This is a genomic window from Nocardiopsis lambiniae (assembly GCF_031845465.1).
Taxonomy (GTDB): domain Bacteria; phylum Actinomycetota; class Actinomycetes; order Streptosporangiales; family Streptosporangiaceae; genus Nocardiopsis; species Nocardiopsis lambiniae.
The window spans coordinates 106,067-130,937 of the sequence record NZ_JAVREP010000006.1 but is presented as its reverse complement, the minus strand read 5'-3'; the positions used below and the strand labels follow the sequence as shown (position 1 = coordinate 130,937).

Sequence of the window (24,871 nt, the reverse complement as noted above, 5' to 3'; positions counted from 1 at the left end):
GGACACCATGGACACCACCCTTCCCGACATGAACGCCGTCGTGGGCGGCCACGACATCCTGCTGCTCACCCTGGACACCCTGCGGTACGACGTCGCCGTCGAACTGGCCGAGGCCGGGCGCATCCCCCACCTGGCACGGCTGCTGCCCGGCGGCCGGTGGGAGGAACGGCACGCGCCCGGCAGTTTCACCTACGCCTCCCACCTGGCGATGCTCGCCGGTTTCCTGCCCACACCCGCCGCGCCCGGACCGCACCCGCGCCTGTTCGCGGCCTCGTTCCCCGGCAGCGTGTCCACCGCCCCGCGCACGTGGACGTTCGACACCCCCGACCTGGCCTCCGGCCTGGCCGCCGAGGGTTACCACACGGCGTGCGTCGGCGGCACCGGGTTCTTCAACCGGAGGTCGGCGGTGGGCTCGGTGATCCCCGACATGTTCGCCGAGAGCCACTGGGAGGAGTCCTTCGGCGTCGCCGACCCGCGCTCCTTCGAGAACCAGGTGGCGCGGGCCGTGGAGATCACCCGGGCCCGACCCGTGGAGCGACCGCTGTTCCTGCTGCTCAACGTGGCCGCCCTGCATCAGCCCAACTGGTTCCACCTGCCCGGGGCGACCGCGGAGGCCGGGGACACCCGGGAGAGCCACGCCGCCGCCCTGGAGTACGTGGACCGGCGACTGCCGCCGTTGTTGGAGGCGATGTCCGCGCACCGCCCCTGCTTCGCGATCGTGTGCTCCGACCACGGCACCGCCTACGGCGAGGACGGCCACGTCGGGCACCGGATCGGGCACGAGGTCGTGTGGACGGTGCCCTACGCCCACTTCTTCCTGCCCCACGGTTACACCGTGCCGAGCGGAACCGCCGTGCCCGCCGACACCGAGGAGACGATCGCGTGACCCTGTCCCTGGTCCCGGCCACCGAGCCCGTGGCCCCCGACTCCCCCTACCGGTCCTACGTCTACGCCTATCCGCACAAGAGCTCCTACCGGCCGTTCGGGCGGCGACCGCTCCTCGCCGACCTGTGGCGGGACGAGGACGTGCGGGCGCTGTCGCTGTACCTGCACATCCCGTTCTGCGAGATGCGGTGCGGGTTCTGCAACCTGTTCACCCGGTCCACGCCCCCCGCCGCACAGGTGGCCGCCTACCTGGACGCGTTCGAGCGGCAGGCGCGGACCGTCGCGGAGGTGCTGCCGGAGGGCGCCGGGTTCGCGCGGGCCGCCCTGGGCGGAGGCACCCCCACCTACCTGGAGGCCGACGAGCTGGCCCGGGTCTACGACGTGCTGGAGTCGGCGTTCGGGCTGGACCTGACGGCCGTCCCGATGTCGGTGGAGACCTCGCCGGCCACCGCCACCGACGACCGCCTGGCGGTGTTGGAGGCGCGCGGGGTCACCCGGGTCAGCATGGGCGTGCAGAGCTTCATCGACTCCGAGGCGCACGCCGCCGGCCGGCCGCAGAGACGCGCCGAGGTCGACCGGGCCCTGGCGGCGATCCGCGCGCACACCACCGCCGACCTCAACGTGGACCTCATCTACGGGATCGACCGCCAGGACGAACGGACCTGGGCGTACTCCCTGGACACCGCCCTGGAGCACGAGCCCGAGGAGATCTATCTCTATCCGCTGTACGTGCGACCGCTCACCGGGTTGGGCCGACGGGGCGGCTCGTGGGACGACCACCGGCTGGGCCTGTACCGACAGGGCCGCGATCACCTGCGCGAACACGGATACGAGCAGGTGTCGATGCGGATGTTCCGACGGACCGACGCCCCCTCGGTGGAGGGCCCCGAGTACTGCTGCCAGACCGACGGCATGGTCGGCCTGGGATGCGGGGCCCGGTCGTACACCGCCTCCACGCACTACTCTTTCGACTACGCGGTGGGGGTGGGGAGGGTGCGGTCGATCATCGACGACTACACCGGCCGGGACCCCGCCGACTTCGCGCACGCCGAGGTGGGGTTCGTACTGGACGAGGACGAGCGGCGGCGACGCCACCTGCTCCAGTCGCTGCTGCGGGCCGAGGGGATGGACACGGCCGGGTACACGGCCCGGTTCGGCGGGCGTCCCCGGGACGACTTCCCCGGGCTCTTCGCCGCGCTGGACCGGCGCGGCTGGGTCGCGGGGGACGCCACCGAGCGGATCGTGCTGACCGAGGAGGGGCTGGCGCACTCCGACGCGATCGGGCCCCTGTTCTTCTCGGAACGGGTGAACGCCCTCATGGCCGAGTACGAGGCCCGATGACGGCCGACGTCGCACGGCCGCTGCCGCCCCACCTGACGCTGCTGTACCGGGGTCCGTTGGCCAGTTGCGACTACGACTGCCCCTACTGCCCGTTCGCCAAGCGGCGCGACGTCCCGGAGACGCTGCGGGCGGACCGGGCCGCCCTGGAGCGGTTCGAGGACTGGGTGGCCGCACGGGCCGGGGAGGACCCCGGGACCCGGATCTCGGTGCTGTTCACCCCGTGGGGCGAGGGCCTGGTGCGGTCCTGGTACCGGCGGGCGCTGGTCCGGTTGAGCGCGCTGGAGCACGTGGAACGGGTCGCGATCCAGACCAACCTGAGCGGCCGGGTGGAGTGGCTGGCCGACTGCGACCGTTCCACCGTGGCGCTGTGGACCACCTACCACCCCGGCCAGGTCGCCCACGAACGCTTCCTGGCCAAGGCGACGCGCCTGGTGGAGCTGGGGGTACGGTTCAGCGTGGGGGTGGTGGGAGAGCCCGAGCACCTGGCGGCGGCCCGGCGGATGCGCGCCGACCTGCCCGAAGAGGTGTACCTGTGGGTCAACGCCGCCGAGGGGCGGACCTACACCGACACCGAGGCGGACGACTGGCGGGCGCTGGACCCGCACTTCCACTACAGCCGTCACCCGCACGTCAGCGGAGGACTGCCCTGTCGGACCGGTGACAGTGTGCTGTCCGTCGACGGCGACGGGAACGTGCGCCGCTGCCACTTCGTCTCCGAGTCGATGGGCAACCTGTACGACGACTCGTTCCGGGCCCGGCTCGGCCCGCGCGGATGCCCGCTGACCACGTGCGACTGCCATATCGGGTACGTGCACCTGGAGTCGCTCGACCTGTACGAGGTCTTCCGGGGCGGGATCGTGGAACGCGTTCCGGCGGCGCGCCCACGGATGCTCCCGTTGGTCACCTGAGGCGGTGGCCGCCTTCCGGAGCGTCGGCGGCGACCGACATAATTCGACACATGGTCTTTCCCCGGGTCATCGCGACGGATCTCGACGGCACCCTCCTCGGCCTCGACGGTCAGGTCTCCGAACGCAACCGCCGGGCCCTGTCCGCCGCCGTGGCCGCCGGCGTGAAGCTGGTCCTGTCCACCGCGCGCCCCCCGCGCACCACCCGGCACATCGCCGCGCAGTTCACCTGTTCGGCGGTGTTGTGCGGCAACGGCGCGGTGGCCTCACTGCCCGGCGCCGAACCGATGCTGCGGGCACTGGAGGTGGCCACCGCGGGGGACGTGGTGACCAGGCTGCGCGGTGTCATGCCCACCGTGGGCTTCGGGGTGGAGACGGGCACGGACTTCTACCACGACGCCGAGTACCGGCTCGCACCCTGGATGTCGCGCGACTGGGTGCGCGAGGTGGTCGACTCCACCGACTCCCTGTTGGCACGGGCCAAGCCCATCACCAAACTCCTGGTGCAGTCCCAGGAGACACCGGTGCACCTGCTGCACGAGACCGCCGTGGAGGCCGTGGGGGCGCTGGCCGAGGTGACGTACTCGGGCGGGTCGGGACTGCTGGAGCTGAGCGCCTCGGGGGTCGACAAGGGCAGCACCCTGGCGATGGTGTGCGAGCGATGGGGGGTGTCCGCCGAGGAGGTCGTGGCCTTCGGCGACATGCCCAACGACCTGCCCGCGCTGACATGGGCCGGGGCCGGGTACGCGATGGCCAGTGGGCACCCCGGGCTGCTGGATCCGGGGTTGGGGCTGCGGGTGGCCCCGCCCGCGCACGAGCACGGGGTGGCCAGGGTCGTGGAGGAACTGCTGTCCTGATCCGGGCGGGGACGAAAATCCCTGGTCCGATCGGAAGCGACCGTTCTAGGGTGCGCATGCGCCGACGGTCCGGGGACTCCGGACCCGGACACGCGCCCGAGAGACCCCTGGGAGCCCACCGTGCCGCATCCGACACAGATCGCCTCCGCCCTCGCCGCCCCCGAACGGTTGGAGCTGTACGCCCGCGTGATCGTCGCCGGGGCAGCCGGTGTGCCCGCCGAGGAGGTGGCGGCGGCGGGGCCGATCGCCGCCCGCCATCTGGCCCGGTTGGCCTCGGCGGGCCTGGTCCGCGAGGAGGAGGGCCGGATGACGTGGGTGCCCGACGCGTTCGCCACCGCGCTGCGCGACCAGCGGCCCGCCAGGCCCGGGGATCCCGTGGACGAACTGTTCCGGGACGGCCGGCTGAAGGCGATGCCGACCCGCCGCGCGCTGCGTCTGGGCGTGCTCGACCGGATCACCCGCACCCTGTTCGCCCCCGGTACGGAGTACGACGAGAAACAGGTCGACACCGCGCTGCGAAGCTGCTTCGACGACCACTCGGCGCTGCGCCGGTACCTGGTCGACGAGGGGTATCTGGAGCGGAGCGCCGATGGCGGCGTCTACCGGTCGACCGCCCGGTAGCGTGGACGGGCACCGGACGTCGACGCGGTGCGGACGAGGGCGGTGGTGACGGTGGGTCGGGTCACGGTACGGGACAGGATCCTGCGGATCAGGTACGGGGTCGCCACCGAACGGGTCGACACCCTGGTCGCCGAGGAGCCGATGGAGATCCGGCTCAACGGAGATCCCCTGACCGTCACCATGCGCACCCCCGGCCACGACTTCGACCTCGCCACCGGCTTCCTCGTGGGCGAGGGCGTGGCGGTGGCCACCGAGGACGTGCGGGCGGTCCGCTACTGCGCGGGCGCCACCGAGGACGGCTCCAACACGTTCAACGTGGTGGATGTGGCACTGGCACCGGGGGTGCCGCTGCCGGAGACGTCGCTCGAACGCAACTTCTACACGACGTCCTCGTGCGGCCTGTGCGGGAAGGCGAGCCTGGACGCGGTGCGCCTGCGGGCACGGTGGCCGGTGGCCGACGACCCGGTCCGGGTGGACGTCGCGACGTTGGCGGAACTGCCGGAACGGCTGCGTGGGGAGCAGAGGATCTTCGGGCGCACCGGCGGGTTGCACGCGGCGGGGCTGTTCGACTCCGGGGGCCGGCTCCTGGTGGTCCGCGAGGACGTGGGGCGGCACAACGCGGTCGACAAGACCGTGGGATGGGCCCTGCGGGAGGGTGCGCTGCCACTGCGGGGAGCGGTGCTCGCGCTGTCGGGGCGGGCGTCGTTCGAGCTGGTGCAGAAGGCGTGGATGGCCGGCGTCCCGGTGGTCGCCGCGGTGTCGGCGCCGTCGTCGCTGGCCGTGGAGCTGGCCCGGGAGGCGGGCATCACCCTGGTGGGGTTCCTGCGCGGCACCTCCATGAACGTGTACGCCGGGGCCCACCGGGTGGTCCTCCCCGACACCCCCTGACCGCTCCCGGCCCCGGCCGACGGGGCGCACCCCCGACCTTCGTCGGGGGTGCGTGCGCGAGGCGGGGTCAGTGCAGGAGTTTGAGGCCGACCACCCCGGCCACGATGAGCAGCAGGCACAGCGCCTTGGGCACGCTGAACCCCTCACCCAGGAAGAACATGCCCACCAGGGCGGTGCCGACGGCGCCGATCGCCACCCACACCGCGTATCCGGTGCCCACCGGGATGGTGCGCAGGGCATAGGCCAGTCCCGCCATGCTGGCGACCAGTGTGACGCCGAACGCGACGGTCGGCCACGGTCGGGTGAAACCCCTCGACGCGCTGAGCGCGGTCGCCCACGCGGTCTCCAGCAGACCGGAGATCACCAGTACGAGCCAGGCCATCGACACACCTCCACGACGAGAACGGATGTTCCACGCCGTCTTGTCCTGACCGGGTACGGCGCACCTCGTCCGGGGTCCTTCGGGACCTGGCCCGCGCGAGGGCGCGGGCGGTGATGGTGTGCACGGTACAACGTCCCGTCCGGGCGGGACCTTCCGCCCTCCTCGGAGGGCTTCCCCACACGCGGGGACCGTTGGCCGACCGTTCGTCCCCTCGATCGACCGTTCATCGCGCGGTGGGCGACCGCTCGCCGCGCGACCTCCGCGTTCGGCGCGCGCGGACGCGCACCCCCTGCTGCTCGATAGTGCGCCTGCTTACAGTGCCGAGTAATACAGGTCACATCCGAGAAACCGAGTCTTGACACCGCACCGTCCCGCCATCCCCCGGAGGTAGTACCCATGACGATCGAGCGGTCCTCGAAGGACGCCTCACCGCCGCCCAACGGCGACGGTACGGCCCTGAGCGCGGAGGCGGCCATCGCCATGCACTCCGACCCGCGCTTCCTTCAGCTCAAGCAGAGGCTGTACCGGTTCATCTTCCCGATGAGCATCGCCTTCCTCGCCTGGTACCTCCTGTACGTCCTCATGTCGGCCTTCGGTCGGGACGTCATGGGCACGGTGCTCTTCGGCAATGTGAACGTGGCCCTCGTCTTCGGGGTGCTCCAGTTCGCGTCGACCTTCGGCATCGCGATCTGCTACACCCTCTACGCCCGCCGCCACCTGGACCCCGCCGCCGCCGAGGTGCGCGAGGCCCTCCGCGAGAAGGAGGGCTCCGCATGATGCACTTCGCCCAAGAGGCCGCCGCCGGTGACGGCTCCCGCGTCGTCACGATCATCCTGTTCTCCCTCATGGTGGCCGCCACCCTCGGGATCACCGTGTGGGCGAGCCGTCAGACCAAGTCGGCGACCGACTTCCACTCCGGTGGACGCAGCTTCTCCCCGCTCCAGAACGGCCTGGCGATCGGCAGCGACTACATGTCCGCCGCCTCGTTCCTCGGCATCGCCGGCATGATCGCCCTGTTCGGCTACGACGGCTTCCTGTACTCCATCGGTTTCCTCGTCGCCTGGCTGGTCGCGCTTCTGCTCGTCGCCGAACTGCTGCGCAACTCCGGCCGCTACACCATGGGCGACGTGCTCTCCTACCGGATGCAGCAGCGCCCGGTGCGCACCGCGGCGTCGATCTCCACGCTCGTGGTGTCGATCTTCTACCTCCTGGCGCAGATGGTCGGTGCGGGCGCGCTCATCGCCCTGCTCCTGGGCATCCAGGAGGGCCAGACCTTCCTGGGCATGGACGCCGGCACCGCGAAGATCGCCGGCATCGTCGTCGTCGGCCTGCTGATGACCGTCTACGTCGCCTTCGGCGGCATGAAGGGCACCACCTGGGTGCAGATCGTCAAGGCCGTCATCCTCATGTCGGGTGCCGCCCTGTTGACGGTGCTGACCCTGGCCCTGTACGGCTTCAACCTGGGCGCCCTCATGGGTGACGCGGCCCAGGCCAGCGGCCAGGCCGGTTTCCTGGAGCCGGGCCTGCGCTACGGCGTCGAGGTCGCGGGCGACCCGCTCCAGACCATGTGGAACAAGCTCGACCTCATCAGCCTGGGCCTGGCCCTGGTGCTGGGTACGGCGGGCCTGCCGCACATCCTCATCCGCTTCTACACGGTCCCGGACTCCCAGAGCGCCCGTAAGTCGGTGAACTGGGGCATCGGTCTCATCGGCGCCTTCTACCTGATGACGCTGGTGCTGGGCTTCGGCGCCGCCGCCCTGGTCGGGCACGAGGCCATCCGCGCCCAGGACCCCGCGGGCAACACGGCCGCCCCGCAGCTGGCGCAGACCGTGGGTCAGAGCATCGGCGGCGACATGGCGGGCGCGGTCCTGCTGGCGGTCATCGCCTCGGCCGCCTTCGCCGCCATCCTGTCCACCGTCGCCGGTCTGGTCATCGCGTCCTCGTCGTCCCTGGCGCACGACTTCTACAACGCGGTGATCCGTCGCGGCAAGGCGACCGGCACCGAGGAGGTCAGGGTCGCCAAGATCGCCGCCCTCGGCGTCGGTACGGTGGCGATCGTCCTGGCGGTCTTCGCCCAGGGACTCAACGTGGCCTTCCTGGTCGCGCTGGCCTTCGCGATCGCCGCCTCGGCGAACCTGCCGACCCTGCTGCTGAGCCTGTTCTGGAAGCGCTTCAACACCCGAGGCGCCCTGGCCGGCATCTACGGCGGTCTGATCAGCGCCGTCGGCCTGGTGTTCTTCTCGCCGGTGGTCTCCGGGTCCGAGACCGCGCTCATCCAGGGCGTGGACTTCTCCTGGTTCCCGCTGCCCAACCCGGCTCTGGTGTCGGTGCCGATCAGTCTCCTGTGCGCCGTCATCGGAACCCTGTCCTCCAAGGAACAGGACTTCGAGAAGTTCGCCCTGCTCCAGGTCCGCGCCCTGTCCGGCGCGGGCGCGGAGAAGGCCGCCGACCACTGACAGGAGATCCACACGGGATCCGGGGTGGCCATCGGTGGCCACCACTCCCTCCGGGGGCCCACCCTTCCCCCGGCACCAGGTCACCGCCTCTGATCCCCTCCCCACCGGGCCCGCCGTTCCCACGGGACGGCGGGCCCGGCCCGCTTCCGGACCCGTGCCCGCACGGAGATTCCGACGGATACCGAAAGGTGACCCGGGCAACGTGAGCATCGACACACTTTGCTGGGATATCGTCGTCATGTGTCGTACCGGTGGCCGTCGTGGTTGTCCCCCTCCCGGCGTCGCCGCCCCGCGGCGTCGGAGCAGCGGGCGAGCGTCGAACTGATGCGCCAGGTCCACGCACTGGGCGTCGACCTCCGGGACGGTCTGCACGGCAGGAGCGTGCACGCCGCCGCCAAACGGCTGCGGCGGTTGCTCTCCGCCGACGGCGTCGTCCTGGCCGACCTGGACGGGCCGGTCGCGGGGCACGGCGGACGGCCGGATCCCGAAGAGGTGGAATCCCTTCTCGCGCAGGTCTTCGAGTACGGCGGCAACGCCCGGACCCGACTGGGGGACGGCACCACCGTGTACGCCGTCCCGTTGACGGTCGCCGACGAACTGGCCGGGGCGCTGGTGGCCTGCGGAGACCCGGTGGAGGCGGACGTGGAGGCCGCCGCCGCCCTGGTCTCGGACTCCTTGGACCACGCGGCGCTGCGCCGGGCCCGGGACCGGATCGCCGCCGCCGACCTGCGCACGCTGCGCGCCCAGATCTCCCCCCACTTCGTGCACAACGCGCTCGCCGTCATCGCGGCCCTGGTGCGCACCGACCCCGATCGGGCCCGGCACCTGCTGTCGGACTTCGCCGACTACCTGCGGTACGGCTTCTCCGAGAAGGGCGACTACGCCACGGTCGCCGACGAGCTGGAGGCGGTCCAGACCTACCTCGAACTCCAGCGGGCGCGGTTCCACGACCGCCTGGACATCACCGTGCGGATGGCCCCGGAGGTGCTGCCGGTCGCGATCCCCTTCCTGGTCGTGCAGCCCATCGTGGAGAACGCGATCCGGCACGGCCTGGAACGCAAGGAGGGGCGGGGGCACATCAGCGTCTCGGGGTTCGGCGAGGGACCGTTGTGCGTCATCGAGATCGAGGACGACGGGGTGGGCATGCACCCCGACCTGGCCCGGTCCCTGCTGGCGGGCACCGGACCCGAATCGCGCAGCATCGGATTGGCCAACGTCGACCAGCGGCTGCGGGCCGTCTACGGACCCGAGTACGGTCTGGTGATCGAGACCGCGCTGGGCGAAGGGACGAAGGTGACCGTGCGCGTACCGAGGTTCACCCGGGGGGTGGTGGCGCAGTGAAGCCCGCGCTCCGGGTCCTGGTCGTGGAGGACGAGGCGTCCACGCGGCAGGAGATGGCGTCGTTGTTGGGGGACATGCCCGAGGTGGCGAAGGTACTGGTGGCCGACAACGGGGCCGCCGCCGTACGTCTGCTCGGGGTGGAGAGCATCGACGCGGCCTTCCTGGACATCCTCATGCCCGGGCTGGACGGCATGGACGTGGCCCGGGTGTTGAGCGTCATGTCCGAACCGCCGTCGATCGTGTTCGTGACGGCGTCGGAGGCGCACGCCGTGGAGGCGTTCGGCATCGGCGCCGTGGACTACCTGCTCAAGCCGATCCGCCCGGAACGGCTGGCCGAGGCGGTGGGGAGGATCGCGCAACTGCGCCGCCCCGAGGAGTCCGCCCCGCCGGCGGAGGATCTGCACGTGGTGCAGATCGACACGGGGCGCAGGACCGTGTTCGTCAAACGCGACGATGTGCAGTTCGTCGAGGCCCAGGGCGATTACGTGCGGCTGCACACCGCCGACGGGGGCCATCTCATCCGGTTGTCGCTGTCGTACCTGGAGGAGGTGTGGGCGTCGGCCGGGTTCGTCCGGGTGCACCGGGGGTTCCTCATCGCCATCCCGTGGGTGCGCGATCTGCGGGTGACCTCCTCCGCCGGCCTGGTGGCGGGCACCCCGGCCGGCGACGTACCGGTGAGCCGCAGGCACGGACGTCACCTGCGCTCCCGATTGCTGGAGGCGGCACGACGGGACCAGCTGGGGCGCGCGGCCAACGCCCAGCCGCCCCGGGCCGGGGACGGCGACCCCGAGCACCCGCCCCGGCAGACGCCATGAGCCCGCGACGGGAGAAGCTGACCAGCCCGCAGACCCGGATCGCGTTGGCGCGGGGCAACCGCCCGGCCCAGCATCTGCTGCCGATCCCGGAACCGGTGGACACCGAGGCGGCACGGCGGCTGTTCCGGATCCAGCGACGGGCGGCGGTGCGCACGGTGTCACTGCTGTCGCTGTTGCTGTTCGGGATGAGCGGGTCGTTCGCGCTCTGGCCGGTGCTGACCCAGGTGCGCCTGGGCGGGGTCCCGCTGTCGTGGCTGCTTCTGGTGGTGGCGGTGTACCCGTTGCTGTTCCTGTTGGCCCTGTGGCACGTGCGGACGGCCGAACGCGCCGAGGAGTGCGCGGAGGCCGGCCGAGGGAAGGACGACACGACCCCGTGATCTCCGTCCTGGCCATCGGACTCGTCGTGGTCACCAGTCTCGTCGTGGGCATCTACGGTGTCCGCGCGGCCCGCTCCACCTCGGACTTCCTGGTCGCCTCACAACGGGTGTCGCCGAACTGGAACGCCATGGCGATCGCCGGCGAGTACCTGTCGGCCGCCTCCGTGCTGGGCCTGGCCGGGCTGTTGCTCAAGAACGGCCTGGGCACCATGTGGTACGCGGTGGGGTTCTGCGCCGGCTACGTGGCGGTGGTGGCGCTGGTGGCCGGGCCGATGCGCCGGTCGGGGGCGTTCACGGTGCCGGACTTCGCCGAGTACCGACTGGGAGCGCCACGGCTGCGCAAACTGTGCGGTTTCGTGGTGCTGGTGATCATGCTCCTGTACCTGGTGCCCCAGTTCAAGGGCGCGGGCGTCGTGCTGGCCCTGGTCAGCGGCACCCCGTACTGGGTGGGCGTGCTCCTGGCCGGGATCGTGGTGAGCGGGTCGATCGCCGCGGGCGGGATGCGTTCGGCGACCTACGTGCAGGCGTTCCACTACGTCATCAAGCTGCTGTTCATCGCGGTGCCGGCGATCTACCTGGCCGCGTACGCGGGTCCGGAGGTGCGCGCCCAGGCGTTGCATCCGGAGTGGGGGACGCACTTCCCGGAGACGACGCCGGTGGAGTTCACCGTCGACACCCGCTTCGGTCTGGACGAACCGGTGACGGTGACCGCTCCGGACGGCACGACGATCGACCTGGCCGCCGGCGACCACACCGCGTCCGAGGGCACCCGCTACGTGTTCCCGGAGGGGGCGGCGGTACCCCATCCACAAGGGCTGCCGGACCTGGGCGGTGAGCGGTGGAGCACACCCCTGTTGGACTCCGGCGGGTATCCGCTGTTCGAGACGTGGTCGACGCTGCTCGCGATCACGCTCGGCTGCATGGGACTGCCGCACGTCATCATGCGCTTCCACACCAGCCCCACGGCGCGCACCGCCCGCCGGGTGGCGGTGGGCGTGATCGCGCTGCTCGGCCTGTTCTACCTGTTCCCGGTGGTGTACGGGCTGCTCGGTCGAGTACTGACCCCGCAGTTGGTGCTGTTGCAGGGCACCGACACGGTGGCGGTGGTCCTGCCCGCGCAGGCGGTGCCGGGTTCGGCGGGCACGATCCTGACGGCGTTGGTGGCGGCGGGCGCGTTCGGCGCGTTCCTGTCCACGTCGTCGGGGTTGCTGCTGGCCCTGGCGGGCGGGTTGTCGCACGACCTGTTCCAGGGGAGTGTGCCGCGGTTGCGGCTGGCGGTGGCGGTGGGCGCCTGTGTGGCGGTGCTGCTGGCGCTGCCGGCCGAGGCGATCGACATCAACGTGCTGGTGGTGTGGGCGTTCACGGTGGCGGCGTCGACGTTCTGCCCGCTGCTGGTCCTGGGGATCTGGTGGCGGCGGTTGACCCTGCCCGGCGCCGCGTCCGGCCTGATCGTCGGTGGTGTGACGGCGACCGGGGCGGTGGGGTGGTCGATCCTGCTGCCGACCCCGTCGGGGTGGGCGACGGTGCTGCTGGCGCAGCCGGCGGCGTGGACGATCCCGTTGGCGTTCGCGACGATGATGGCGGTCTCCCGGCTGACCCGACCGCCGGACTGGGCCGAGCACGCGGTCCTGCGCCTGCACTCCCCGTGAGGGCCGTGCCCCTCGAAGACCATGGTTCCGGCCCGATGAGCGCGGCGAACACGTACGATCTCCAAGTGTAATGTCGTGAGCACGAGGAGTCATATGCCTTCCCCCCGCCGCACCCTGACCGCCCTCACGGTGGCACTGCTGCTGATCGGCGGCGCCACGGCGGCCGGGGCCACCACCCGACCGGCCGACACACCCCCTGGACCCGAGGGTCCGGTGACGGTCTCCACGTCGGACGGGGTGCGGGTGGACGCTCCGGGGGTCCGGGTGGCGAGCGGTCCCGAGAGCGTCGAGGTGGAAGTCGGCCGGAGCCCGGTCTCCCACGTACTGGTCTGCGCCGACGGGACCCGTGTGGTGGTCCATTCGGGTCAGGCGCCCCCGTGCCCCTCCCAGAGGCCGCCGCGACCCGCCCCCACCGCGCCGGCCCCGGAGCCGCCGCCCCCCGTCGATCCCCCGCCCCACGAGCCGCCGCCCCCCGCCGAGGAGCAGCCGCCGTCCGAGGAGCAGCCGCGCGTTCCCGGACCGCGCCCCGGGGCCCCCGGCGCCGAGCCGGGAACCGACCCCGAACCCGCGCCGACCCCCGGGACCGCACCCGTCATCGCCGCCCCCTCCGTCACACCCGGCGCCCCGGATCCCGAACGGCCGGCGTCCGAGCCGCCGGTGGCGGCACGGCACGAGGAGCCGGTGGCCCAGGCCGCTCCGGCGGGTGCGCTGCTCGACACGTCCGAAGGCGGTACGGGGACCGGGGCGTCCTCCTTCACCCCCATGCGCACGATGGCGGTGATCCTGGTCGTGGTGATCGTGGCCGTCGCCGGCGCCGCCCGGGCCGCCGGGCGCGCGAGCCGTCAGTAGTCGGTCAAGGGGCCGTCAGGGCCCGGTCGATGTGGTCGAGCCCGCTCAGGGCGTCCTCGATCCCGCCCGCGTCGTGGGAGAGGATGCCGCTGAACGGGTGACCCATGTAGAACAGCAGCAGGACCGTGACGAACACGAACACCAGGTTGGCGCCGGCCCAGAAGTAGGCGACCCGGGAGCCGCGCCGGATCATGGCGAAGGGCAGGACCGCGACGGCGATGGCGGACAGCGCGGCGATACCGGTGAGCAGGGGCGGCATGCCCTCCGTGGCGGCGTCGGCCCGTTCGAGCCGGGCCTCCCCCAGCGAGTTCAGCTCCTGACGGGCGGTGAGCCGGTCCAGCCCGTCACCGGTGTCGGAGACCGAGAGCGACCGCACCGAGGCCGCCAGGTCGGCATAGGCCGCGTCGCCCTCCTGGCTGAGACCGTCGGCGGACCGCATGGCCGGCCAGTCGTCCTGGACGACGGACCCCAGGTAGGCGCGCAGCCGTTCGCGCACCTCCGCGGCCTCGTGCTCGGGCAGTGCGACGGTGCTCCAGTACAGGGACTGGGCGGAGCCGACCTCGGTCATGATGCCGTCCTCGGCCCCCTTGAAGCCCTCCCAGGCGATCACCACCCCCATCGCCGCCGAGCCGAGGTAGAGGGCGAGCACGCACGGGGCCACGACGACCCCGACGGCGCCGCCGGATCCCTCATCGTCGACACGGAAGCGGCCGACGGCCAGGGCGGCCCCCGCCACCATGGTGGCCAGTACGGCGAGGACGAGGAGCAGGGTGAGCATGAGGGTTCCCGAGGGCAGATTTCATCACTGTCGGTAACATCATTAGCACGCGGTGAAGTGATCTCTCAGCCGTTCACGAAAACACCCGCACCTGTACGTCGGGCGCCGCGCGTCCGGGGGTCGGTGACCGAGGTGGGCCCGGCCACCGACCCCCGCGTCGGGGTCAGTCCGCCACGAAGACCGCGACGGTGCGCGGCGGCACGTTCAGGGCACCCCTGTCCGGGTCGTGCGCGGATCCGCGCACGACCTCGTCGTCGGACCCGGCCTGCACCGGATGCAGGGCCACGTCACCTCCGATGAGCGCGTCGACCCGCGGTTCCGCCGGATCCGGGGACGCGTTGAACACCACCGTCACCGAGGTCCACTCCTCGTCGAGGCCGGTGGTGTCGATGTGCATCGTGATGACCCCGGGGATCTCGCCCGCGTCACCGGCGGGGAAGGAGAGTCGCTCCTGGATCTCCTCGGCGGTGCCCAGGGAGAACGCCGGGGTGGACTCGCGGATCCGCAGCAGTTCGCCGAAGCGGTCGCGGGAGGCGTCGATCGCCGCGCAGTCCGCGACCAGCGCGGGGTCGGCCAGCAGCGGGCGGGCGTACACCCACTTGTCCTCGTTGTCCCAGGCCGGCGGCAGGCCGACGCCGAAGTTGTTGCCCTGCGCGCAGTCCCGGGAGAACCGGTTGAACCAGTCACCGGAGTCGTAGGAGTTGCGGTCCAGCGACTTGGAACGCAGCCGCTCGCTGCCCGCGTGCACCAGCACCGGCCCCTGCCCGAGGAGCGCGGTGCCCAGGGACAGCGCCTGCATCCGTACCCGGTCCTGCATCGGGGTGTCCGGCGGGAGCTTGTAGGCGAGGGCGTCGTACAGGGTCTCGTTGTCGTGGGCGTCGACGTAGGTGACCGCCTCCTGCGGGGAAAGGTTGTACCCGCCGGGGGCGCCGTTGTAATCGACGTCCCAGCCGGTGACCTCCCTGCCGGAGGAGTCCGTGAACCGGTAGTCGCGCAGGTTGCCGGTCAGGCCGACCTTGATGAGGTCCTGGTAACGGCGCAGCCGGTCCACCTGCTCCTGCTCCGTGCCGTTGGCGGGCGAGGCGTTGGGGTCGGTGTACAGGCCGCTGCCGAAGCCCTGCACGCGGGGGTCGGCGTCGAAGGGGCCGCCGCCGCGGACCGCGTCGCGCAGCCGGTCGTTGAACGTGCCGATGCCGGTACCGGCCATGTTGATCTGGGTCGCCTGCTCGAACCGGGCGTCGTCGGCGATCTCTCCGAAGTTCCAGCCCTCGCCGTAGAGCAGGACCGCCTCCCCGTCGACGCCGTCCTCCTCCGGGGTGAGGGCGTCAAGGGCGGCGCGCACGTCGAGCATGTTCTGCTTGGGGTGGTGGCCCATGAGGTCGAACCGGAAGCCGTCGACCTTGTGGTCCCGGGCCCAGGTGACCACCGAGTCCACCACCAGCCTGCCCATCATGAGGTGTTCGGGCGCGGTGTTGGGGCAGCAACTGGAGGTCTCCACACCACCGTCGGCGTTGAGCCGCTGGTAGTAGCCGGGGACGACCCGGTCGAGCACGGACTGCTTTCCCTGCCCGGCCTGGTGGGTGTGGTTGTACACCACGTCCATGACCACGCGCAGCCCGGCGCCGTTGAGGCCGCCGACCATGGTGCGGAACTCGGTGATGCGGGCGTCCGGGTCGGTGGCGTAGGAGCCTTCGGGGACCGTGTAGTGGTACGGGTCGTAGCCCCAGTTGAAGGCGTCCCGGTCGCGGATCTCGCCGACGCAGGCCTGCTGCTCGGCGGAGTCGGGGGCGAAGGACCCCGGGTCGCACGGGGACTCGGCGCGGTCGGCGGGGTCCTCTGGAACCGAGGCGATGTCGAAGACGGGCAGCAGGTGGACGTGGTCCATGCCGTCCCGGGCCAGCGCCGCCAGGTCGCGCATGCCGGTGCTGTCGGCCTCGCCGAACGCCGCGAAGGTGCCGCGCAGGTCGGCGGGCACGGTGGGGTCGGCGACGGAGTGGTCGCGCACGTGCAGCTCGTGGATCGCCGCGTCCTCGAACCCGACGGGGTCGGGCTTGGTCAGGTCGGCCCAGCCCGCGGGCGCCAGGTCCGGGTCGTCGAGGTCGACCAGCCGGGAACGGGCAGAGTCGGTGGACAGGGCGACCGAGTAGGGGTCGGTGACCCGGTTGGCCGCGAAGGCGCCGCGGCCGTCGTCGGCGTAGGGGGAGAACACCCGCACGTCGAAGGTGTAGTGGCGGCCCTCCCACGCGGCGCCGCCCTTGACCGACCACACCCCGGTCCGGTCGTCGCGGCGCATGGGGACGGTGCGCTGGACGCCGCCGGTGGCGGCGGTGAACAGCTCCAGGTTCACCGAGCGCGCGGTCGGGGCCCACAGGGAGAGGGTGGGCAGGCCCTTGGCGTCCCAGGTGACGCCCAGGTCGGCGTCGGCCGCGGCGGCGTAGACGTCGTCGAGCACCCCGGGGAGCTGCACCCCGGTGGCGGCGGTGACGGTGCCGTCGGCGTCGCGCTCGACGACGGTGAGGCGTTCGGTGAGGACGGTGCGCAGGCGCGCCTCGCCGATCTCCCCCGCCTCCAGGACCGAGAGGTCGGCCAGGTGGGGCCGGGCCGCGCGCTGCTCCTCGGTGAGTCCGTCGGGGTCGGGGGTCAGCTCCAGGAGATCGTGGTCGCCGGTGATCCGGCCGTCGTCGATCGCGAAGTCCGCGTCGGCGGAGGCCACCAGGGCGTAGGAACCGCCGGGGTCGAGGTCGGCGGGCCAGAGCACGGTGGTCGCGTCGATCCAGTGGGCGCGCTGCCGGGTGAGGTCCACCCCCTCCGACACCGGCGGTTCGGCGGGCGCCGTGAAGGCGACGGCGCCGCCGGGGGCGAGCAGTACCAGGGCGAGTGCGGCGGCGATCGGGCCGGCCGCACGAAGGAGCCGGGGTCCGGGCCCCGGGCGGGAGTGTGCGTGCGGGGGTCTCATGGGGGTGTGGGTCCTCTCGGAGGGTGGGGACGTCCACCCGCACGGTAATGAGACCCGGATCACTCACGCAAGGTTTTCCAATGGATTTCTGAAAACTTGCGCGTTGATGACGAGGAAAAGCCCCGGAGCGGCGGCGGGCCCCGTCCCGGGGCCTCCCGGTAGCGGCACGGAGGAGGTCCGGCCTTCGAGGGGTCGCTCGCCGGGGCGCCGGCCCGCTCGGGTATGACCACGATGCCGTCCCGGGTGCTCGCCCGCCTGTTCTCCGTCGACGAGTCCGGGCTGACCGCCGCCGAGGAATGGTCGCCCTTCCACGAGGGAGAGGGACCGGCGGACGACCGGCCCTGAGACGCGCCGGAGGGCGCGGACACCGTGCGGTGTCCGCGCCCTCGTCGCGGCCGACCCTCGAAGCGCGGAAGAGGGGTCGGCGGGAGGCCGCTACCGGCCGAGTCGGTCCAGCAGAGCGTGGTACTCGTCCCAGAGCTCACCGGGCAGGTGGTCGCCGAAGGTCTTGAAGAACTCGGGGACCAGGTCGGCCTCCCGCTTCCAGACGTCGGTGTCGACGGAGAGCAGGAACCGCAGGTCCTCGGCGGACAGGTCCAGGCCCTCGGTGTCGATGCCGTCCTCGGTCGGCAGCAGGCCGATCGGGGTCTCGACGGCCTCGACGGTGCCCTCCAGGCGCTCGACGATCCACTTGATGACGCGGCTGTTCTCGCCGAAGCCGGGCCACACGAAACGGCCGTCGGCGTCCTTGCGGAACCAGTTCACGTAGAAGATCCGGGGCAGTTTCGCCTGGTCGGCGCCGGCGCCCACCTTGATCCAGTGGGCGAAGTAGTCCCCCATGTTGTAGCCGCAGAAGGGCAGCATCGCGAACGGGTCGCGGCGCAGCTCGCCCACGGTGCCCTCGGCGGCGGCGGTCTTCTCCGAGGAGACGTTGGCGCCCAGGTAGACGCCGTGCCGCCAACCGAGGGACTCGGTGACCAGCGGGACCGCGGTGGCGCGACGGCCGCCGAAGAGGATGGCGGAGATCGGTACGCCCTCCGGGTCCTCCCACTCGTCGGCGATGGTCGGCGCCTGGCCGGCCGGGGTGGTGAAGCGGGAGTTGGGGTGGGCCGCCGGTTCCGGGGAGGCCGGGGTCCAGGGACGGCCCTTCCAGTCGGTGAGGCTCGCCGGGGGCTCCTCGGTGAGACCCTCCCACCACACGTCGCCGTCCTCGGTGAGGGCGACATTGGTGAAGATGCTGTTGCCCCAGAGGGTGTCGACGGCGTTGGCGTTGGTCTTCTCGCCGGTGCCGGGGGCGACGCCGAAGAAACCGGCCTCGGGGTTGATGGCGCGCAGGCGGCCCTCGGCGTCGAAGCGCATCCAGGCGATGTCGTCACCGACGGTCTCGACCTTCCAGCCGGGGATGGTCGGCTGGAGCATGGCGAGGTTGGTCTTGCCGCAGGCGCTCGGGAAGGCTGCCGCGATGTAGTGGGTCGCGCCCTCGGGCGAGGTGACCTTGAGGATCAGCATGTGCTCGGCGAGCCAGCCCTCGTCGCGGGCCATCACCGAGGCGATGCGCAGCGCGTAGCACTTCTTGCCGAGGAGGGCGTTGCCCCCGTAGCCGGAGCCGTAGGACCAGATCTCACGCGTCTCGGGGAAGTGCGAGATGTACTTGGTGGCGTTGCAGGGCCAGGCGACGTCCTCCTGGCCCGGCTCCAGCGGGGCGCCGACGGAGTGGACGGCCTTGACGAAGTCGCCGCGCTCCTCGATGAGGCGCAGGGCGGCGTCCCCCATGCGGGCCATGACGCGCATGGAGACGACGACGTAGGGGGAGTCGGTGATCTCGACACCGAGCTGCGAGATCCGGCCGCCCAGCGGGCCCATGCAGAAGGGCACGACGTACATGGTGCGACCGCGCATGGAGCCCCGGAACACCTCGCCGAAGGTGGCGCGCATCTCGTCGGGGGCGACCCAGTTGTTGGTGGGGCCGGCGTCCTCTTCGCGCTCGGAGCAGATGAAGGTGCGGTCCTCGACGCGGGCCACGTCCGTGGGGTCGGAGGTGCAGTAGAAGCTGTTGGGGCGCTTCTCGGGGTTGAGGCGTTTGAAGGTGCCCTGCTCCACGAGGAGGTCGGTGAGGCGGGTCCACTCCTCATCGGAACCGTCGCACCAGACGACGTTGTCGGGCTGGGTGAGCTCCGCGACCTCGCGAACCCAGGACACAAGTTCTTCGTGCTCGGTCGGGGCCACGCCCACATCAATACCGACAGTCACAGCGGCTCCTTTGTGAATCGAGATCCCTCGCATCATGAACGACGTCCCCCCGCGGTGACCAATTGGTATAGGCCAATGGTCTAATCATGTGGGACATGTGAGGCCGGTTCCGCTGCGCCACAAGGCTTTCCGAGGGCTCACCCCTGCGCCGGAGGAGACTCTCGTGGCGGGTGTGCCACCGCAGGCGGCGACCACTTCCCCTCGGACGCGGGAAAGTCCCGAACACAGAAGGACACACCGTGTGGTTCGTCACACCGGGTACCGGGCGGCGAGTGGACCTGTGTCCGGGGTCCCGGGCTCCGGCCTGCGGAGACCCCGGGACCCCGGGACGCGGGAGCGTCAGCAGTCACGTCCGGCGTTGACGCACTCGACCAGTTCCGCCATCAGGTCGGGCGGCATGACGTTGATGTGGTCGGAATGGTCCGTGATCGGGTGGCGGCCCTGCTCGGGGAACCCGTCGAGGGCGAAGTCGGGCCCCTCGGGCACCTCGTAGACGAGGGTGTGGCGCAGGCGGGGCACGGCGGTGAAACCCTCCGCGCAGGCGCCGTCCTCCTCGGGGAACACGATGTGCGAGCGGTTGTCGTCGCTCTGGAAGTCGGCTCCGTTCCAGCAGCTGGGGAACTCCAGGACGCGGACCACGTCGCTCCCTTCCGGGCAGAGCGGGTAGCGGTCCGGGAAGGCGCGGTCCTCGAAGCCGGTGCAGGTCCACCGGGCGGCGGCGCCGGCGCCGTCGGCGGTGAAGGCCCGGGCGTTGCCCGTGAGGATCTGGAGGAACTCCGGCATGGCGGCCACCGGCCCCCGGGGGTTGCCCAGGAACTCGATGGTGACCGAGGAGGGGGTGATGATCCGTCCGATGTTGCCGTCGAGGCCGCCGCCCGGCCGGTCGGCGTCCCCGCCCTCGGCGGTGAGGTCGCGCAGGACCGGCCAGTAGTGCATGGAACGGTCGTCGCGTTCGCAGGAGGTGTCGCCCTCGGCGAGGATCGCGTTGTTGGCGTCGACGTCCTCGGTGAACCGCTGGACGTCCTGGTTGCCCACGTAGTCGTGGGTGTGCTGGGCGCCGTGCTCCACGCCGGGGGCGACGATGACGTTCTCCGAGTTGTGCACCCCGTTCTCGTTGACGCCGCAGTCGAGGGTGAGGGAGCCGGTGGAGGCGTTCCCGTCGGGTTCGGGGGCGTCGGGGGCGGGTGGCGCCTCCTCGATGGGAACGAAGAGCGTCGGGTCGGGGCCGGTGACGGGACCGTCGCCGTGGTCTCCGTGGCCGCCGGTGTCGTCGTCTCCGCCGGCGTCGCCGCCGCCCCTGCCGTCCCGGTGCCCACCGGGACCGCGGTGGCCGCCGTCGCCCCCGGGGCGCCCCTCGTCCTTCCACCGGTGGTCGCCCACCAGGGTCCCCTCCTCGGGAGGGTCGATGGCGGTCGCGGTGAGGGCGAGACCGCCCAGCACCAGGGCCAGTGCAGACACGGCCGTCAGCGCGCGCGAGGGGCGGTACCCCCGTGGTCGTTCGTCCATGGGTTCGGAACTCCTCTGTAGTTTCCCTTGTGCTTCCTTGAAGCGGGTTTCTCGGCGGGGCCGCCGACGCGGACCCCGGTGGACGGCACCCTCGCGGCACCGCCGTGGGCGCGCACGGCGCGGGTTCAGGGCTCCGGGCGCCGTTCGGGCGGCCTGGGTTCGGGCAGTGCCCCGTAATCGACCAGGCCGGTGCTCTCCAGGAGCGTGATGTGCCGCAGGACCATGAGGATCGCGTGCTGGCAGAAGGAGCGGACCAGCTCGTTGCGGGTGCCGGCGCGCACCTCCGCCAGCACGGTGAGCACGTTGCCGTGCGCGGCCCGCAGTCGGTCGGCGAACACCCGGTCCCACTCGGCGCCGGACAGTCCGGTGAGCTCGTCCATCCAGCGCTGTTGATCCTCGCCGGGCGTGCTGGGCAACCGGACGTCGAGCCGTGCGGCGACGTCGCGGACCTGTTCGTCCATGAGGACGTGGTCGTCGGCGATCGTCGCCCCCACCTCGCGGACCCGGGAGCTCTGGGCCCGGTCGGCGGCCTGTTGGCCCACCGGGATCTCCCACAGGCCGGCCTGACGCACCTTGATCAGCGCGTCGACGTCGGCGGGGCCGAGCGGACCGTACTCGGTGGCGCTCCATTCGCTCCAGAACACCCCGGAGACGCTGCTGGTGCCGTTGGGGAGAATCATGAACACGGTCAACGTGGTGACCAGCAGGAATCCGACCACACCCACGAGTTCGACGGTGTGGGGCGCGTTCCGGCGCACCTGTCGCGTCAACGGGGCGCGGTCCCGGGCCGCCGCCACCGCCCTCAGCCCTCGGGGCGGCGGATGTAGGAGGAACCGCCGTATCCGTCGTCGCCGGCCGCGGCCTCGGCGGGGGCGCCCTCGGAGGTGACGGCGAACCAGGTGTCACCGACCCCCTGGCCGTTGACGTCGCCCGGGGCGGCGTCCCCGGTGTAGGTGTACAGCGGCCGGTCCCCGTAGGTGACCTGGGGGTCGCCGTCGTCGCGGGCGACCGAGCCGACGAGGTCGGCGGACAGGTCCCCGGCGATCTCGGCCGGGGCGCCGGCGCCGTCGTCGGAGGTGCGCAACGGCACCCAATTCTGCGCACATTCCCCCGTGCACGCCGATGATTCGGCGGAGTCCTGGGTGAACAGATAGAGCGTGTTCCCGTTCCCGTCGGTGATCAGGGTGCCGAGCACATCGTTCTCCGCGGTGCCGAGTTCCGGAACGTTTTCGGTGTCCGTTTCGTGTCCACCATGGCTTTCTTCGACCTCGCCGGAGTCGTAAGGGCCACGACCGGACTCGGATTCCTGTTCCGCGGGAGCGTCGTCGACACCCCCTCCGCATCCGGTGGCCGCGATCAAAGCAGCAGCTCCGAGCCCTAAGAGATAGGCCTTGTAGCGAGTCATGGGCATCCCATCCAATGGTCGGTCGCCTCAACTTTTTGCGAGAGTTACCTCTCGGTGATGGGCAAGTATGACCCGACCCGGATGAGTTCGCAGGAAAACGAGATCAGATCACACTCAGATCACATGGCTGATCAGCAATTTTCCGTGAAGAAAAAAACTTCTGGCACGGAGATCCTTTCCTGAGAAGGTAAAGAAAACGGGGAAGGGTCTCCACGAAGCGCCGTTCCGGTGCTAACTTCGTCCGCTGACGGGCCCCGCGAACCCTGTGTCGCCCTCCCCCGGGGCCGCCCCTCCCCTCGTGCCCGAAGGGGCGTCATGTTCGATCTCCTCCAACGGCTTCGGGGCCGCCCGGCCCCCCGTGTCCGACGGCCGCTCGCCACCCGCGCCGATCGCCGGATCCGCCTCGGACCGTGGCCGTCCCTGCTGATCGGGATCGTGGCGGCCAACACCCTGTTGGCGCTGACCGCCCCCGGTCACGCCGTGCTCCTGCGCCATGTCCAGGACCTGCTGTGGTCGTCGTCGGGGGTGCTGGCCCTGGTCGGCCTCACCGCGGCGACGGTGCTGGGGCTGGCCGCCGCCGACCGGCTCGTGGCCGCCCCCCGGGCCCGGGCCCTCCTCCAGGCGGCGCACCGCTCCGTCGCCCTGATCTCGGTGGGGTTCCTGGTCGCGCACGTGGTGCTCCAGATCGCCTTCACCGGGTTGCTCCCGAGGCACGCCCTCCTGCCGTGGGGCGTCGATCCGGCCGTGGCCTGCGGGATCATCGCCACCGACCTCCTCCTGATCATCACCGTCACCGGGATGCTGCGCGGCGGGTTCGTCGGCGGCGCCCGCCCGTGGGCGTGGCGGCTCGTCCACGTGAGCGCCTACCTGTGCTGGCCGCTCGCCCTGGTGCACGGCCTCACCGCCGGCCGCACCGTCCCCGGGTGGGTGCTGATCTGCTACCTGCTGTGCCTGCTCGCGGTGTGCGCCGCGCTGGTCGTGCGTCTGGTCGTGACGGGGCGTCCGCACCGGACCGGGGAGGGGCGGCGCGCCGCCTCCGAACCGCTCGTCCCGCCGGCCCCGCCCGACGAAGGCGCCGTCGGTGACGAGTTGGCCTTCTGGTCGTCGCTGCGCCCCGGGGGTCGACCGTGAACCGGACGCGCACCCTGACCCTCGGCGAACCCCGGCTCACCCGGGGACTGGACCACCATCGCCGAGTGGCTCACGGGACCCATGTGGACCTGCACGGACCGCTGCCGGATCTGGCCGTCGACGAGCTCATCACCCTGGCGGGACTGGGCGGACTGCGCGGGCGCGGGGGCGCGGGCTTCCCGTTCGCGCGCAAGCTGCGGGCGGTGCAGACGGCGGTGGCGCGCCGACGGTGCGGGCCCCGGGTCGTGGTCAACGCCGCCGAGGGCGAACCGGGGAGCGCCAAGGACCGGATGCTGCTCACCCGGGTCCCCCACCTGGTCCTGGACGGGGCCGAACTGGCGGCGCGGGCCCTGGGCTCGCCCCAGGTGGTCATCGGGATCGCCGACCGCGGGACCCGACGCTCGGAGGTCGACCCGGTCGGGGAGTCGCTGCGGGAGGCGGTGGCCGAACGCCGGTCCGCCACGGCGTTCCGGGTGGTGCGGATGCCGCACCGGTTCGTCTCCGGGCAGGCGGGCGCCCTCGTGGAGGGGATCAACGGCCGAACACCGTTGCCACCGGGCAGCCCGCGCCGGACGAGCGAGAGCGGGGTGGGCGGACTGCCGACCCTGCTCTCCAACGCCGAGACCTACGCCCAGCTGGCCCTGCTCGCCGCGGGCGGGGCCGACGCCTACGCCGCCGTGGGCACCCCCGACCAACCCGGAACGGTGCTGCTCACCGTCGGCGGGGACACCGTCGTGGAGGCACCGGCCGGCACTCCGCTCGTCCACGTGCTGGGGGTGTGCGGGTCACCGCCCGCGCAGGCCGTACTGGTCGGCGGATACCACGGGGCGTGGCTGGCCCCGCCCGCCGTGGCCCGTGCCCGGCTGTCCAGGGCGGGGTTGGCCGAGGTCGGCGGCACGCTGGGGGCGGGCATCGTGCTGCCGCTGGCCGAGAACGTCTGCCCGCTGGGCGAGACGGCGCGGACACTGCGGTACCTGGCCCGGGAGAGTGCCGGGCAGTGCGGGCCGTGCGTGCGCGGGCTGCCCGCGCTGGCGGACGCGTTCCTCGCCCTCATCGGCGGGGAGGGCGACCCGGGTGCGGTGGAGGCGGCGTCGGGCGTCGGCGAGGGCAAGGGGGCCTGCGCCCACCCGGACGGCGCCGCCGTGTTCGCCCGCAGCGCGCTGCGGGCGTTCGCCTCGGACGTGTCCGCGCACGCGTGGGGCGGGGGGTGCGGCCGACCGGTGCGCGGTGCGCTGCCACTGCCCGACGGGCCCGCGGACCGGTACGCCCGGTTGTCCGTGGACTGGTCGCGTTGCGACGGCCACGGCCTGTGCGCGGAACTGCTGCCGGAACTGGTCCGGTTGGACGCCAACGGGTTCCCGGAGGACCCGGACCTGCCCGTCCCGGCCTCGTGGGAGGCGGACGCGGACCGGGCCGTGCGCATGTGCCCGGCCCTGGCACTGCGCATGAGCGTTCCCGAGGCTTGAGGCGCGGGCGCCC

General features: G+C 72.0%; 23 protein-coding genes and 1 riboswitch. Of the genes, 16 read left to right on the top strand and 7 right to left on the bottom strand.

What is annotated here, in order from left to right; genetic code table 11:
- The first annotated feature begins 7 nt into the window (after window positions 1–7).
- From RM479_RS11330 to fdhD, 6 genes are all read left to right on the top strand, one after another.
- Window positions 8–886 (top strand): STM4013/SEN3800 family hydrolase, encoded by an 879-nt coding sequence (locus RM479_RS11330; protein WP_311511671.1) that lies wholly within the window; start codon window positions 8–10, stop codon window positions 884–886.
- The gene (locus RM479_RS11325) at window positions 883–2,226 is read left to right on the top strand and encodes an STM4012 family radical SAM protein (protein WP_311511670.1); all 1,344 of its coding nucleotides are present in this window, start codon (window positions 883–885) and stop codon (window positions 2,224–2,226) included. Before RM479_RS11330 ends, RM479_RS11325 begins: the two co-directional genes overlap by 4 nt.
- Window positions 2,223–3,134 carry an STM4011 family radical SAM protein gene (locus RM479_RS11320; protein WP_311511669.1) on the top strand — a complete coding sequence of 304 codons (912 nt, stop codon included), beginning with the start codon at window positions 2,223–2,225 and terminating at the stop codon, window positions 3,132–3,134. The genes RM479_RS11325 and RM479_RS11320 overlap by 4 nt, the downstream gene beginning before the upstream one ends.
- A gap of 50 nt (window positions 3,135–3,184) precedes the next feature.
- On the top strand, window positions 3,185–3,988 hold the full coding sequence (locus tag RM479_RS11315; protein WP_311511668.1) for an HAD family hydrolase: 804 nt from the start codon (window positions 3,185–3,187) through the stop codon (window positions 3,986–3,988).
- A 120-nt stretch (window positions 3,989–4,108) separates the two neighbouring features.
- Window positions 4,109–4,609, top strand: coding sequence for a DUF2087 domain-containing protein (locus RM479_RS11310; protein ID WP_311511667.1), 501 nt, complete (start codon window positions 4,109–4,111; stop codon window positions 4,607–4,609).
- A gap of 51 nt (window positions 4,610–4,660) precedes the next feature.
- The gene (gene fdhD / locus RM479_RS11305; RefSeq protein ID WP_311511832.1) at window positions 4,661–5,497 is read left to right on the top strand and encodes a formate dehydrogenase accessory sulfurtransferase FdhD; all 837 of its coding nucleotides are present in this window, start codon (window positions 4,661–4,663) and stop codon (window positions 5,495–5,497) included.
- 67 nt (window positions 5,498–5,564) lie between these two features.
- Here fdhD and RM479_RS11300 read toward each other — a convergent pair whose 3' ends face one another.
- A complete protein-coding gene (locus RM479_RS11300) occupies window positions 5,565–5,879 on the bottom strand; it encodes a DMT family transporter (protein ID WP_311511666.1) in 315 nt (104 codons plus the stop codon).
- Between the two features lie 29 nt (window positions 5,880–5,908).
- Window positions 5,909–5,971, bottom strand: a riboswitch (guanidine-III (ykkC-III) riboswitch).
- Window positions 5,972–6,275: 304 nt separating this feature from the next.
- On the opposite strand from RM479_RS11300, the gene RM479_RS11295 reads away from it, so the two are divergent.
- From RM479_RS11295 to RM479_RS11265, 7 genes are all read left to right on the top strand, one after another.
- On the top strand, window positions 6,276–6,656 hold the full coding sequence (locus RM479_RS11295; RefSeq protein WP_311511665.1) for a DUF485 domain-containing protein: 381 nt from the start codon (window positions 6,276–6,278) through the stop codon (window positions 6,654–6,656).
- Window positions 6,656–8,335, top strand: coding sequence for a solute symporter family protein (locus tag RM479_RS11290; RefSeq protein ID WP_311511831.1), 1,680 nt, complete (start codon window positions 6,656–6,658; stop codon window positions 8,333–8,335). Before RM479_RS11295 ends, RM479_RS11290 begins: the two co-directional genes overlap by 1 nt.
- Before the next feature lie 324 nt (window positions 8,336–8,659).
- Entirely contained in the window at window positions 8,660–9,676 is a 1,017-nt protein-coding gene (locus tag RM479_RS11285; protein WP_311511664.1) for a sensor histidine kinase, read from the top strand.
- Window positions 9,673–10,491: a LytR/AlgR family response regulator transcription factor gene (locus RM479_RS11280; protein WP_311511663.1), complete on the top strand. Its 819-nt coding sequence runs from the start codon at window positions 9,673–9,675 to the stop codon at window positions 10,489–10,491. The genes RM479_RS11285 and RM479_RS11280 overlap by 4 nt, the downstream gene beginning before the upstream one ends.
- Entirely contained in the window at window positions 10,488–10,868 is a 381-nt protein-coding gene (locus RM479_RS11275) for a hypothetical protein (protein WP_311511662.1), read from the top strand. Before RM479_RS11280 ends, RM479_RS11275 begins: the two co-directional genes overlap by 4 nt.
- Window positions 10,865–12,517, top strand: a complete 1,653-nt coding sequence (locus RM479_RS11270) for a sodium/solute symporter (protein WP_311511661.1) — start codon at window positions 10,865–10,867, stop codon at window positions 12,515–12,517. The genes RM479_RS11275 and RM479_RS11270 overlap by 4 nt, the downstream gene beginning before the upstream one ends.
- A 93-nt stretch (window positions 12,518–12,610) precedes the next feature.
- Window positions 12,611–13,366, top strand: a complete 756-nt coding sequence (locus RM479_RS11265; protein WP_311511660.1) for a hypothetical protein — start codon at window positions 12,611–12,613, stop codon at window positions 13,364–13,366.
- Between the two features lie 4 nt (window positions 13,367–13,370).
- On the opposite strand, the gene RM479_RS11260 is transcribed toward RM479_RS11265, so the two are convergent.
- On the bottom strand, window positions 13,371–14,144 hold the full coding sequence (locus RM479_RS11260; protein WP_311511659.1) for a bestrophin-like domain: 774 nt from the start codon (window positions 14,142–14,144) through the stop codon (window positions 13,371–13,373).
- A 163-nt stretch (window positions 14,145–14,307) separates the two neighbouring features.
- Entirely contained in the window at window positions 14,308–17,100 is a 2,793-nt protein-coding gene (gene pulA, locus RM479_RS11255; protein WP_311511658.1) for a pullulanase-type alpha-1,6-glucosidase, read from the bottom strand.
- 222 nt (window positions 17,101–17,322) lie between these two features.
- Between pulA and RM479_RS11250 the strand changes: the two genes are divergently transcribed.
- A complete protein-coding gene (locus RM479_RS11250; protein WP_311511657.1) occupies window positions 17,323–17,445 on the top strand; it encodes a hypothetical protein in 123 nt (40 codons plus the stop codon).
- 90 nt (window positions 17,446–17,535) lie between these two features.
- Here the strand turns inward: RM479_RS11250 and RM479_RS11245 are convergent, their stop codons facing one another.
- From RM479_RS11245 to RM479_RS11230, 4 genes are all read right to left on the bottom strand, one after another.
- Window positions 17,536–19,332, bottom strand: coding sequence for a phosphoenolpyruvate carboxykinase (GTP) (locus tag RM479_RS11245; RefSeq protein ID WP_311511830.1), 1,797 nt, complete (start codon window positions 19,330–19,332; stop codon window positions 17,536–17,538).
- A 357-nt stretch (window positions 19,333–19,689) separates the two neighbouring features.
- A complete protein-coding gene (locus RM479_RS11240; protein ID WP_311511656.1) occupies window positions 19,690–20,856 on the bottom strand; it encodes a DUF1996 domain-containing protein in 1,167 nt (388 codons plus the stop codon).
- A gap of 125 nt (window positions 20,857–20,981) precedes the next feature.
- Window positions 20,982–21,626, bottom strand: a complete 645-nt coding sequence (locus RM479_RS11235; protein WP_311511655.1) for a DUF4142 domain-containing protein — start codon at window positions 21,624–21,626, stop codon at window positions 20,982–20,984.
- A 32-nt stretch (window positions 21,627–21,658) separates the two neighbouring features.
- Window positions 21,659–22,051 carry a COG4315 family predicted lipoprotein gene (locus RM479_RS11230; protein ID WP_311511654.1) on the bottom strand — a complete coding sequence of 131 codons (393 nt, stop codon included), beginning with the start codon at window positions 22,049–22,051 and terminating at the stop codon, window positions 21,659–21,661.
- 525 nt (window positions 22,052–22,576) lie between these two features.
- Between RM479_RS11230 and RM479_RS11225 the strand changes: the two genes are divergently transcribed.
- Complete coding sequence (locus tag RM479_RS11225) at window positions 22,577–23,392, top strand: hypothetical protein (protein WP_311511653.1); 816 nt, start codon at window positions 22,577–22,579, stop codon at window positions 23,390–23,392.
- Window positions 23,393–23,457: 65 nt separating this feature from the next.
- Window positions 23,458–24,858 carry a ferredoxin gene (locus RM479_RS11220; protein ID WP_311511652.1) on the top strand — a complete coding sequence of 467 codons (1,401 nt, stop codon included), beginning with the start codon at window positions 23,458–23,460 and terminating at the stop codon, window positions 24,856–24,858.
- The last annotated feature ends 13 nt before the right edge of the window (window positions 24,859–24,871 follow it).

Excerpts from the sequence above, each read along its gene's own strand:
- RM479_RS11240 (WP_311511656.1), bottom strand. The coding sequence starts at position 20,856 with ATGGACGAACGACCACGGGGGTACCGCCCCTCGCGCGCGCTGACGGCC.
- RM479_RS11315 (WP_311511668.1), top strand. The coding sequence starts at position 3,185 with ATGGTCTTTCCCCGGGTCATCGCGACGGATCTCGACGGCACCCTCCTC.
- RM479_RS11275 (WP_311511662.1), top strand. The coding sequence starts at position 10,488 with ATGAGCCCGCGACGGGAGAAGCTGACCAGCCCGCAGACCCGGATCGCG.
- RM479_RS11295 (WP_311511665.1), top strand. The coding sequence starts at position 6,276 with ATGACGATCGAGCGGTCCTCGAAGGACGCCTCACCGCCGCCCAACGGC.
- RM479_RS11320 (WP_311511669.1), top strand. The coding sequence starts at position 2,223 with ATGACGGCCGACGTCGCACGGCCGCTGCCGCCCCACCTGACGCTGCTG.
- RM479_RS11260 (WP_311511659.1), bottom strand. The coding sequence starts at position 14,144 with ATGCTCACCCTGCTCCTCGTCCTCGCCGTACTGGCCACCATGGTGGCG.
- pulA (WP_311511658.1), bottom strand. The coding sequence starts at position 17,100 with ATGAGACCCCCGCACGCACACTCCCGCCCGGGGCCCGGACCCCGGCTC.
- RM479_RS11330 (WP_311511671.1), top strand. The coding sequence starts at position 8 with ATGGACACCACCCTTCCCGACATGAACGCCGTCGTGGGCGGCCACGAC.
- RM479_RS11250 (WP_311511657.1), top strand. The coding sequence starts at position 17,323 with ATGACCACGATGCCGTCCCGGGTGCTCGCCCGCCTGTTCTCCGTCGAC.
- RM479_RS11225 (WP_311511653.1), top strand. The coding sequence starts at position 22,577 with ATGTTCGATCTCCTCCAACGGCTTCGGGGCCGCCCGGCCCCCCGTGTC.
- RM479_RS11290 (WP_311511831.1), top strand. The coding sequence starts at position 6,656 with ATGCACTTCGCCCAAGAGGCCGCCGCCGGTGACGGCTCCCGCGTCGTC.
- RM479_RS11300 (WP_311511666.1), bottom strand. The coding sequence starts at position 5,879 with ATGGCCTGGCTCGTACTGGTGATCTCCGGTCTGCTGGAGACCGCGTGG.
- RM479_RS11265 (WP_311511660.1), top strand. The coding sequence starts at position 12,611 with ATGCCTTCCCCCCGCCGCACCCTGACCGCCCTCACGGTGGCACTGCTG.
- RM479_RS11285 (WP_311511664.1), top strand. The coding sequence starts at position 8,660 with ATGCGCCAGGTCCACGCACTGGGCGTCGACCTCCGGGACGGTCTGCAC.